The organism is Stenotrophomonas sp. 05N423, assembly GCF_056397145.1.
Genome location: NZ_JBFTMV010000007.1, coordinates 87759 through 98810 on the forward strand (window position 1 = coordinate 87759; position 11052 = coordinate 98810).

Sequence of the window (11052 nt, forward strand, 5' to 3'; positions counted from 1 at the left end):
GGACAGGTCCTTGTGGAGATCGGAACGGATTGTGCCGTTCATGGATGAATCGATGATGATCCGCGGCCCGCCCCGCGAAGGGCGGGCCGCGGCAATGCCTTACTTGGCGGCCGGCACCGGATTGCCGTCGCTGTCGATCACGATCACCTCGCCCAGGCCCAGCGCACGCACCGGCGCCTCGGTCTGCTTGAGGTCACCGACCACCACCCAGGTCAGCTTAGACGGATCCAGCATCTTCGCCGCTTCGGCCACCTGCGCCGGGGTCATCGCCTCGATCTCTGCCTTGCGCTTGAACACATAGTCGTCCGGGCGCTGGTAGCGCACGATGCCGCCGATGGTGTTCATCACCGCCGCGGCGGTCTCGTACGCGCCCGGCAGGCTCAGCGTCTGGATGTTGCGGATGCGGGCGACCTCGTCGGCCGTCGGCGGGCGTTGGCCGCTGGCGAACTGGCCGATCTCGGCCTGCATTTCCTTCATCGCCTCGCCGGTCTTGTCGATCTGCACCGGCGCCACCGCCATCCACGGCCGCTGCCCCAGCGCGCCGCTGGCGCTGGAACGCGCGCCATAGGACCAGTGCTTGTCCTCGCGCAGGTTCATGTTCAGGCGCGAGGTGAAGTCGCCGCCCAGCACGCCGTTGGCGATGTCGAAGCGGGTCGCCCCCGGATCCATGGTCGAAGGCACGACTTCACCGGCGAACAGGTTGGCCTGCACGGCGCCCGGCTGGTCGATCAGATACACGCGGGCCTTGTCCGGACGCGCGACCGCGGACGGTGCGCCCACCTTCGGCGCCGCGCCCTCGCCCTTCCAGCCGCCGAGCTGGCGGTCCAGCAGCGGCACGATCTCCTTCAGCGTGGTGTCGCCGACCACGACCAGGGTCGCGTTCTCCGGGCGCACCCAGTCCTTGTGGAAGGACACCAGGTCATCGCGGCCCAGCGCCTGGATCGCCGCCTCGTCGCCGCTGCCGGTGAACGGGATCGCATACGGGTGGCCCTTGCCGTACAGCAGCGGCGGCAGCACGCGCATCGCCACCGCGTTCGGGTTGACCTTCTCCTGCTTGATGCCGGCGATCCAGGTGGCCTTGATGCGGTCGATCTCGCTCTGGTCGAAGCGCGGCGCGCGCAACGCTTCGGCATACAGGGCCAGCGATGGCGCCAGGTTTTCCTTCAGTGCCGACAGGTAGACGTTGGCGCCGTCCAGCGAGGCACCGGCACCGATATGCGCGCCCAATGCGTCGGCTGCGTCGGCGAAAGCCAGCGAACCGAGCTTGCCGGCGCCTTCGTCGAGCATGCCCATGGTGAAGTTGGCCGTGCCCGGCTTGCGCCCCTGGTCGGCGGTGAAGCCACCCGGGAACTCGTAGCTGAACTGCACCACCGGGATGTCATGACGCTCGGCCAGGACCACCCGCGTGCCGTTCTTCAGCGTGGCGCGCTGCAGCTGCGGGAACTTCAGCTCCGGGAAGGTCGCGGTCTGCGGCACGCCGGCGCTGCGGTCCACCTGCGAGGGCAGCACGCTGTACTTCGAATCGACCGCCGGCACGTTGAACGGCGCCGGCTTGCCCGAGGGCAGTTCCGCCAGCGCCACGCGCTCGCCCGGCTCGACCACCAGAGTGTGGTCACCCACGCCCAGCCACTTGGCGCCGGCCGCCTTCAGGTCGGCGGCGCTGGCGTTGCGGATGGTGGCCAGCGAGGTGCGGAAGCAGCCCGGGTCGCCTTCGTACACGGCGCACTCGGCCAATGCGTCGGCCTTGCCGCCGAAACCGCCGATGCGCTCGATACCGCGGATGAAGCCGGCGCTGAACGCGGTCTTGGCGCGCGCCAGCTCATCGGCGCTCGGGCCCTCGGCCACCAGCTTCTTCAGCTCCTCGTCGATGACCGCTTCGACCTTGGCCGGATCCACGCCCTGCTTGACCGTGGCCATGATGATGAAGTTCGAGCCCAGCTGCGACGGGCCGACCATGGTGCCGATGTTGTCCACCAGCTTGTCCTGGTGCAGCAGCCGCTGGTCCAGGCGCGAGGACTTGGCGCCGCCCAGCACCTGCGCGAAGAGCTGCAGTTGGTCGATGTCGGTGGTGCCGACCTGGGCCACGTTCCAGGCACGGTAGATGCGTGCCTGCGGCACCTTGTCGGTCATCACCTCGCGGGTGGACGCCGCACGCTGGGCCACGTCGACCTTCGGCTGGGCCATGGTCGGGCCGGCCGGGATGTCGCCGAAGTAACGGGCGACCTTCTCCTTGGCGGTAGCCACGTCGATGTCGCCGGCCAGCACCAGCACCGCGTTGTTCGGGCCGTACCAGGTCTTGAACCAGGTCTTCACGTCGTCCAGCGAGGCGGCGTTGAGGTCGTTCATCGAGCCGATCACGCCGTGGTGATACGGGTGGCTGGCCGGGTACAGGGCGCGGGTCAGTTTGTCCCAGACCTGGCCATAGGGCTGGTTCTCGCCCTGGCGCTTCTCGTTCTGCACCACGCCGCGCTGTTCATCGAGCGCGGCCTGGTCGATCGCACCGACCAGATGGCCCATGCGGTCGGACTCCATCCATAGCGCCATGTCCAGCGCGGTGGTGGGCACGTTCTGGAAGTAGTTGGTGCGGTCGGTGTTGGTGGTGCCGTTCTGGTCGGTGGCGCCGACCTGCTTGAAGGGCTCGAAGAACTCGCCGTGGTGGTTCTCGCTGCCCTGGAACATCAGGTGCTCGAACAGATGGGCGAAACCGGTGCGGCCGGACGGTTCGTCCTTGGCGCCGACGTGGTACCAGATGTTGACCGCCACGATCGGCGCCTTGCGGTCGGTGTGCACCACCACGCGCAGGCCGTTGGGCAGGGTGAACTCCTCGAACGGGATATCCACCGCCGGCGCTGCGGCCGGAGCCTTCGCCGCGGCGGTCAGCGGCACGCCGGCCAATCCGCCAAGGGCGATGCCGAGCGCGGCGGCGAGAAGGGCGGTTCGGGGTGTTGCTGCGTTCATCCCACTTTCCTTGAGCAATGAATGTGAACGCCGATGCTAACCGGCCATGCCATCGGGCGGCATACGCCATGCGTCATGGGTATAGCCGCTCACGCACTTTTTCATTGCCGGTCGTGGACGCGTCACCCGCCTGCGCGACACCTCTCCCTTCCAGGCGACGTATTCCCTCGCCAGCAATGAGCCGCCAACGCGCACATGTCCGCTCCGCTGTCCGCGGACGCCGGCGGGTGGCCGCACCGTCCGGACAGCGGACACTCAACTCCCAATAAATATTCTTGAAAATCAATGCGATGCGATTGGCACACATCCTGCTTCATACGTACCAGCAGCCAGCTAGAATCAAATCGATCATGACTGGATGCTGAACAAATCAGAGAAAAGCAAAAAACCCCTTGCATCTCGAGATTTGGTGTATTACTTTACTACCACACCACCGTTCACACACACCAAGCAGGTCCGCCATGAACACCAAAACCTTCGCCATCGCCCTTGCCCTCGCCGCCGGTTTCGCCGCCTCCGCGCATGCCGCCGACATCGTCACCCTGGAAACCGTGCAGGTGCGTCCTTCCGCCGACCAGCTGGCCCAGGCCGAACACGAGCGCAGCAGCGCCATCCCGACCCTGTCGTCGGTGCAGGTGCGCCCGACCGCCGGCCAGATCGTCGAACTGGCCGCCGAGCAGGCTGCCGCCCAGCTCGCCGCGCACACCCCGGTCGCGATCGGCGCCAGCATCGGCCAGTGGATGGTCTCGCTGCCGGCCATCACCGTTCGCCCGGATGCCCAGCAGGTCAAGACGCTGGCCGCCGAACTGGCCGCCGACACCCTGGGCCAGGTCGCCAACGGGATGGTCGCCAAGTGAGTCGTCGTCCCGATCCGCACCTGTCCGTGCCGCCCCCGCAAGATGCGGGCCCCGCACCATCGCCCGCCATTGGCCGCGGCGGCGCGGACAGGTCCTAGCGAGACAGCCTCGGCGTAAACTCCGCCGATGAGCGTTCCTCCCGTTTTCCATGTACTGCTGTACCAGCCCGAGATCCCGCCCAATACGGGCAACGTGATCCGGCTCTGCGCCAACACCGGCGCCCGGCTCCACCTGATCGAACCGCTCGGCTTCGACCTCAGCGACAGGCAGCTCAAACGGGCCGGCCTGGATTACCACGAATACGCGCACATGCAGGTCCATCCGGACCTGGACACCGCGCTGGCGCGCATCGCGCCCAACCGCCTGTTCGCCATGAGCACCCGCGCCAGCGTGCGCTACGACACGGTGCGCTTCGCCGATGGCGACGCCTTCCTGTTCGGCCCGGAAACACGCGGCCTGCCGCAGGACCTGCTCGACGCCCTGCCCGCCGGCCATCGCCTGCGCCTGCCGATGCAGCCGGACAACCGCAGCCTCAACCTCTCCAATTCGGTCGCCGTGGTCGTGTTCGAAGCGTGGCGGCAGCATGGGTTCATCGGCGGCGCCTGATCGCGCACGCGCAATGATCGCCAATGGGGCGATGCAGTATCCTCCGCACTCCGCGCAGGAAGATGCGCCAACCACCGGAAGAACGATGCTTCGTACCACCGTTGTTGCAGCATTGCTCGGCCTGGTCACCGTCGGCCAGTCCCACGCCACCGCGGTGGCCCCGGCACTGGACACCAGCAAGCCGACGGCGGCGCAGATCCAGCGCATCCATGCCGATCTCGCCGACCAGAAGACCTACAGCGAACTGAGCCAGGGCGACCGCGCCCAGGTCGTCAACGCGCTTTCGCGGATCAGCGGCAAGCTGGGCGAGGAAGCCGTGCTGTCCAGCCTGCACCCCACCGCGCAGGCCGATGTCGTGAACGACCAGGAACTGGTCAACACACTCCTTTCCAAGGCCCGGGCGGACAGCCGCCTGATATGCCGCCGTGAGCAGCTGACCGGCAGCAACCGTACCCAGACCGTCTGCATGACCGTGGCCGAACGCGCCGCCGCGCGCGAGCGGAGCCTGGAGGCGATGCGCAAGACCGGCTTCAGCCAGCCTGAAAACCAGCCCTGATTCCTCCGGCGGCAACAGGCTCACCCCTTGCCGCCGACCACCCCTGCCGCCTGCAGTTCCCGCAGGCGGTCGGCATCGAGCAACAGCACGTCTTCCAGTACCTGCGCGGTGTGCTGCCCCAGCACCGGCGCCGCCTGTTCGTAGCGCAACGGCGTGGCCGAGAACTTCAGCGGGTTGCGCACCATCGGCACCGTGCCGCCGCCGGCGTGCGGCAGGTCGATGCGCAGTCCGCGCGCGCGGACCTGCGGGTCCTCGAACACCTGGTCGATGCGGTTGACCGGGCTGGCCGGCACCACCGCCCGCTCCAGCCTCTCCAGCCATTCCGCGGCCGGGCGCTCGCGCAGCCGCTGCTGCAGCAACGGCACCAGTCCGGCCCGATGCGCCACGCGGGCGTTGTTGGTCGCATAGCGGGCATCGACGGCCAGCTGCGGCTCGCCGATCACTTCGCAGAAGCGCGCGAACTGCGCGTCGTTGCCGACCGCGAGCATGAAATGGCCATCGGCCGCCGGCATCACCTGGTACGGCACGATGTTCGGATGCGCGGTGCCCTGCCGGCCCGGCACCTCGCCGCCGACCAGCCAGTTCGAGGCCTGGTTGGCCAGCCATGCCACCTGCGTGTCCAGCAACGCCAGGTCGATGTGCTGGCCCCGGCCTGTGCGCTCGGCATGGCGCAGCGCGGCCAGGATCGCGGTAGCCGCATACATGCCGGTCATCAGGTCGGTCGCGGCCACGCCCACCTTCTGCGGGCCACCACCGGGCGCCTCGTCCGGCTCGCCGGTCACGCTCATCAAACCGCCGATGGCCTGGATCGCCGCGTCGTAGCCGGCCCGCTGCGCGTACGGCCCGTCCTGGCCGTAGCCGGTGATCGAGCAGTACACCAGCGCCGGGTTGACCGCCTGCAGGCTGGCGTAATCCAGCCCGTACTTCGCCAGCCCGCCGACCTTGTAGTTCTCCACCAGCACCTGGCACCGCGCGGCCAGCGCGCGGATCAGCGCCTGCCCTTCCGGCCGGGTGAAGTCGATGGCGACCGAGCGCTTGCCACGGTTGGCGCACAGGTAATACGCCGACTCGGTGGTGTCGTTGCCAGCGGCATCCTTCAGGTAGGGCGGTCCCCAGCCGCGGGTGTCGTCGCCCACGCCCGGGCGCTCGACCTTGATGACGTCGGCACCGAAGTCGGCCAGCACCTGGGTCGCCCACGGCCCGGCCAGGATGCGCGACAGGTCGAGCACGCGGATGCCTTCGAGCAACTTCAAACGACCACCCCGCAGCCTGTAACAGGAAAGCAGAAGGTTGCCATGCCGGCAGCGGCGGCGACACCGCCGCAGCCGGCTCCGCTCAGTATTCCTCTTCCGCGGCCTCGCGGCCCTGCTGGCGGATGAGGGCTTCCTCGCGGGCATCGTTGATGGCCTCGCGGACGCCGTCCAGGTCGACCACCCGCAGATCCGGAGTGAATTCGCCGGTCAACGCGCTGTCCGGCTGCAGGTCGCCAGCCTGGAACAGTTCCCACATCTCCTCGCCGTACCAGGTATCAAACAACTCCGGCGCCGAGCGCCCAAGCCAGGCGGTGAGGTTGTTGACGTCGCGCAGCAGCATCGCGCGCGCGGCGTTGTTGCCGCCGGCGCTGACCACCTGCGGGAAATCGATGACCACCGGGCCATCCGGGCCGACCAGCACGTTGTAGGGCGACAGATCGCCGTGGATCAACCCGCAGCACAGCATCAGCTTGACCTGCTGCACCAGCACCGCATGGAACCGCCTGGCCTGCGCGGCGTCGAGCTCGACCTCGCCCAGGCGCGCGGCACTGAAGCCCTCGGCATCGGTGACCAGTTCCATCACCAGCACGCCGTGGAAATAGCCGAACGGCTCGGGCACGCGCACGCCGGCCTCGCGCAGCTGGTACAGCGCATCGACCTCGGTGTTCTTCCACGCCGCTTCCTGCTGCCTGCGGCCGTACTTGCTGGCCTTGCCGATGGCGCGCGCCTCGCGCGAGCCGCGTACCTTGCGCCCCTCCTGGTACTGCACGCGCTGCTGGAAACTGCGCTGGGCCATGTCCTTGTAGACCTTTGCGCAACGGATCTCATCGCCGCTGCGGACTACATAGACCGCCGCTTCCTTGCCGCTCTTGAGCGGACGCAGCACTTCATCGATGACGCCGTCGTCGATCAGCACCTGCAATTGTGGGGGTGTCTTCATGTCCAGTCATGCGAAAGGCGGCCCGCATGATCGCATGCGGGCCGCCAGGCATTCAGAAGTGCATTCAGAACGCGTTGATGCCGGTCAGCTCGCGGCCGATCACCAGCTGGTGCACGGTCTCGGTGCCTTCGTAGGTGATGACCGACTCCAGGTTCAGCGCATGCCGGATCGCGCCGTGCTCGGTGGTGATGCCGGCGCCGCCCAGCAGGTCGCGGCATTCGCGGGCGATGTCGATCGCCAGGCGGCAGTTGTTCCACTTGGCCAGCGACACCTGCTGCGGCTGCATCTGCCCGGCGTCCTTCAGGCGGCCCAGCTGCAGCACCAGCAGCTGGCCGGCGGTGATCCGGCGGGCCATGTCGGCCATCTTGATCTGCGCGCTCTGCGTGGCCGCGACCGGGCGGCCGAACAGGATGCGCTCCTTGGTGTAGGCCAGCACTTCGTCCAGGCAGGCGATGGCCGCGCCCAGCGGGCCCCAGGTGATGCCGTAGCGCGCCTGGGTCAGGCAGCCCAGCGGGCCCTTGAGCCCCTTCACGTTCGGCAGCCGGTTGGCGTCGGGCACCCGCACGTTGTCGAAGAACAGCGCGCCGGTCACCGAGGCGCGCAGGCTCATCTTGTGCTTGATCTCCTGCGCGGTGAAGCCCGGGGTGCCCTTCTCGATCACGAAGCCCTGCACGCCTTCGTCGGTGTTGGCCCAGACAATGGCGATATCGGCCACCGAGCCGTTGGTGATCCACATCTTGGAGCCGTTGATCACCCAGTCGCCGCCGTCCTTCACCGCGCGGGTCTTCATGCTCGCCGGGTCCGAGCCGCCGTGCGCCTCGGTCAGGCCGAAGCAGCCGATCACCTGGCCGCGCGCCATGCCCGGCAGCCAGCGCAGGCGCTGCTCTTCCGAACCGTAGGCATAGATCGGGTACATGCACAGCGAGCTCTGCACCGAGACGAAGCTGCGCAGGCCCGAGTCGCCGCGCTCCAGTTCCTGGCAGATCAGGCCGTAGCTCACGCCGTTGAGGCCGGCGCCGCCGTACTGCTCCGGCAGCGAGCTGCCCAGCAGACCCATGTCGGCGATCTCCGGGATCAGCTCGGTCGGGAAGCGGCCCTGGTCGAAGCAGTCGCCGATGATCGGCAGCACCCGCTCGTCGGTGAAGCGGGCCACGGAATCCTGCACCGCGCGCTCTTCCTCGCTCAGCAGCGAACGCACATCGAACAGGTCGTAGGGGTTGAGGGTCTTCAAAGTCATTGCTGTCTCGAAAAGCTGCCGTCACGGCCGGAAGGATGGACGGATAAGGTAGTCCATCCGCGCCGGGAAAGTTGCTGCGGGCGCACGTTGACAACACGCCGGCGACCGGCCTGCCCCACTGCCAGCGCCTCCTTGGGCCCGGAGCGGGGCTCCCCCGTGCCGGGATACCCGCCCACAACCAACGGAACAGGCACGTCCGGCGGCCGACGCGGTATGGTGTCGCCCTTTCCGCCCTCCGAAGCCCGCCGATGCCTGCCAATCCGTCCGTTGCCGACCCGGCTCCGCCGTCGCAGAAACTGGAACGCGCGCTCAAACCGCGCCAGCTGATCATGATGGGCCTGGGCAGCGCGATCGGCGCCGGCCTGTTCCTCGGCTCGGGCGTGGGCATCCAGGCCGCCGGCCCGGCGGTGCTGCTGTCCTACCTGGTCGCCGGCACGCTGGTGATCATCATGATGCACGCCATGGGCGAGATGGCCGCGGCGCGGCCGGCCAGCGGCGCGTTCTCGGTGTACGCCGCCGATGCGCTGGGCGCCACCGCCGGCGCCACCATCGGCTGGCTGTGGTGGGTGCAGCTGGTGATCGTGATCGCCGCCGAATCGGTGGGCGCGGCCGGCCTGCTGGCGACGCTGTTGCCGCAGTTGTCGGTGCCGCTGACCTCGCTGGCGTTCATGGTGGTGTTCACCGTCATCAACCTGATGGGCGTGCGCAACTACGGCGAGTTCGAGTTCTGGTTCGCCATCCTCAAGGTCGCCGCGATCGTCGCCTTCATCCTGGTCGGCATCGCCCTGCTGTGCGGACTGCTGCCGGGCGTGGCCTCGCCGGGCCTGTCCAATGTGTTCGACCACGGCGGCTTCGCGCCCAAGGGCCTGGCCGGCGTCGGCGCGGCGCTGCTGGTGGTGGTGTTCGCCTTCGGCGGCACCGAGATCGTGGCGGTGGCCGCGGCCGAGACCCAGGACCCCGAGCGCAGCCTGGCACGCGCGATCCGTACCGTGGCCTGGCGCATCCTGGTGTTCTATATCGGTTCGATCGGCGTGATCATCGCGGTGGTGCCGTGGACCAGCGAATCGCTGAAGTCGCCGTTCGCGGCGGTGCTGCAGGTCGCCAACATCCCCGGCGCGGCCACCGGCATCACCCTGATCGCGGTGATCGCCCTGCTGTCGGCGCTCAACGCCAACCTCTACGGCGCCTCGCGCATGATCCACTCGCTGGCCGCGCGCGGCGAAGCGCCGCGCTGGCTGGCGCGCGTCAGCCGCAGCCAGGTGCCGGTGCTGGCCGTGCTGGCCAGCGTGCTGTTCGGCTTCGCCGCCACCGTGCTGGAGCTGCTGTATCCGGACCGCGTGCTGCCGGTGCTGCTGAACGTGGTCGGCTCGACCTGCCTGCTGGTGTGGACCCTCACCCTGGTCTCGCAGCTGATCCTGCGCCGCCGCGCCGAGCGCCTGGGTACGCCGCTGCCGTTCCGCATGGCCGGCTTCCCCTACCTGACGGTGCTGGCGCTGGCGATCCTGGTGCTGATCTTCGCGCTGCTGCTGTCGGCGCCGGAAACCCGCCTGCAGTTCCTGTCGATGGCCGCGCTGACCGCCGCCATCGCCGTGGTGAGCGGCGTGGCGCGACGCTTCCGCGGCGGCTGAAGACGCCATCGGGCCCGGGGGAATCCGGGCCCGTCGCGCGGCGGGCTTGTATTGGCGCGCGGGTGGCGGCAGGCTCCGCCCATCCGAGGCTGCCGCCATGCCCATCCCCGATCCCCGCGTCGATGCCTACATCGCCAACGCCGCCGCCTTCGCGCAGCCGATCCTGCGCGAGATCCGCCAGCGCGTGCACGCAGCCTGCCCGGAGGCGGAAGAAGCGATCAAGTGGGGCATGCCCGCCTTCCTGCATCGCGGCAGGCTGCTGTGCGGCATGGCCGCCTTCAAGGCCCATGCCGCGCTGAACCTGTGGTCGCGCGACGGTGGCAAGGAAGACGGCGGCGAGGCGATGGGCCAGTACGGTCGGCTGCTGTCGGTCGCCGACCTGCCCGGCAAGCGCGAATTCTCCGGCCAGCTGCGCCAGGCCATGCAACGCATCGACGGCGGTGCGCCGGCCCTCAAGCGCACGCCGCGGCCGCCGCTACCCATGCTGCCGGCATTCGCACAGGCGCTGGCCGCGGCACCGCAGGCCAAGGCCACGTTCGATGGCTTCGCCGCCAGCGCCCAGCGCGATTATCTGGAATGGATAGGCGAGGCAAAACGCGAAACCACCCGCCAGCAGCGTATCGCCCAGGCCATCGAATGGCTGGCGCAGGGCCGGCGCCGCCACTGGAAGCACGAAAGGCATTGACGCCGGCCCCGCCAGCGATTCCACTTGCCCCCGAAAGCACGACACCGACACCCCCACGCAACGCCATGACCGATCTAGAAGACCTCATCCAGCGCGCCATCGACCCTTCGTCCGTCAAGCTGGAAGGCACCCTCACCAGTCCCCCGTCCTTCGGCGTCTATCTGATCGAGGACGCCGACACCGGCCACCAGCACTACCGTTTCGGCAGCCATCCGGTGCGCCTGCAGGAGCTGGAGGACAAGTTCGGCGGCTGCGAACTGGAGTACCTGTTCCTGTCGCGCGAGGACGCCGCGGCGGTGACCTCGGCGCTGAACAAGCAGGGAGAATGACCG

The 11052-nt window shown here is 68.6% G+C and carries 10 protein-coding genes; 6 read left to right on the forward strand and 4 right to left on the reverse strand.

The genetic code is table 11. The features are described from left to right. Nucleotides 1-99 precede the first annotated feature (99 nt). The gene (locus tag AC1DGW_RS12210; RefSeq protein WP_478023266.1) at nt 100-2958 is read right to left on the reverse strand and encodes a M16 family metallopeptidase; all 2859 of its coding nucleotides are present in this window, start codon (nt 2956-2958) and stop codon (nt 100-102) included. Between the two features lie 461 nt (nt 2959-3419). On the opposite strand from AC1DGW_RS12210, the gene AC1DGW_RS12215 reads away from it, so the two are divergent. From AC1DGW_RS12215 to AC1DGW_RS12225, 3 genes are all read left to right on the forward strand, one after another. After that, a complete protein-coding gene (locus AC1DGW_RS12215; protein ID WP_478023268.1) occupies nt 3420-3815 on the forward strand; it encodes an XAC0231 family protein in 396 nt (131 codons plus the stop codon). Between the two features lie 126 nt (nt 3816-3941). Then, the gene (locus AC1DGW_RS12220; protein ID WP_478023270.1) at nt 3942-4421 is read left to right on the forward strand and encodes a tRNA (cytidine(34)-2'-O)-methyltransferase; all 480 of its coding nucleotides are present in this window, start codon (nt 3942-3944) and stop codon (nt 4419-4421) included. Nucleotides 4422-4506: 85 nt separating this feature from the next. Then, entirely contained in the window at nt 4507-4977 is a 471-nt protein-coding gene (locus tag AC1DGW_RS12225; protein ID WP_478023273.1) for a hypothetical protein, read from the forward strand. 20 nt (nt 4978-4997) lie between these two features. Here the strand turns inward: AC1DGW_RS12225 and AC1DGW_RS12230 are convergent, their stop codons facing one another. The 3 genes from AC1DGW_RS12230 to AC1DGW_RS12240 all read right to left on the reverse strand — a co-directional run bounded on the left by AC1DGW_RS12230 (nt 4998) and on the right by AC1DGW_RS12240 (nt 8407). Next, nucleotides 4998-6230, reverse strand: a complete 1233-nt coding sequence (locus AC1DGW_RS12230; protein WP_478023275.1) for a CaiB/BaiF CoA transferase family protein — start codon at nt 6228-6230, stop codon at nt 4998-5000. A gap of 82 nt (nt 6231-6312) precedes the next feature. Further along, a complete protein-coding gene (locus AC1DGW_RS12235; RefSeq protein WP_478023278.1) occupies nt 6313-7170 on the reverse strand; it encodes a PA4780 family RIO1-like protein kinase in 858 nt (285 codons plus the stop codon). A gap of 64 nt (nt 7171-7234) precedes the next feature. Beyond that, complete coding sequence (locus tag AC1DGW_RS12240; protein WP_478023281.1) at nt 7235-8407, reverse strand: acyl-CoA dehydrogenase family protein; 1173 nt, start codon at nt 8405-8407, stop codon at nt 7235-7237. 248 nt (nt 8408-8655) lie between these two features. On the opposite strand from AC1DGW_RS12240, the gene AC1DGW_RS12245 reads away from it, so the two are divergent. The 3 genes from AC1DGW_RS12245 to AC1DGW_RS12255 all read left to right on the forward strand — a co-directional run bounded on the left by AC1DGW_RS12245 (nt 8656) and on the right by AC1DGW_RS12255 (nt 11049). After that, nucleotides 8656-10035 (forward strand): amino acid permease, encoded by a 1380-nt coding sequence (locus AC1DGW_RS12245; RefSeq protein ID WP_478023284.1) that lies wholly within the window; start codon nt 8656-8658, stop codon nt 10033-10035. A gap of 97 nt (nt 10036-10132) precedes the next feature. Further along, a complete protein-coding gene (locus AC1DGW_RS12250; RefSeq protein WP_478023286.1) occupies nt 10133-10720 on the forward strand; it encodes a YdeI/OmpD-associated family protein in 588 nt (195 codons plus the stop codon). A gap of 65 nt (nt 10721-10785) precedes the next feature. Continuing rightward, nucleotides 10786-11049, forward strand: coding sequence for a hypothetical protein (locus tag AC1DGW_RS12255; RefSeq protein WP_478023288.1), 264 nt, complete (start codon nt 10786-10788; stop codon nt 11047-11049). Nucleotides 11050-11052: the final 3 nt, after the last annotated feature.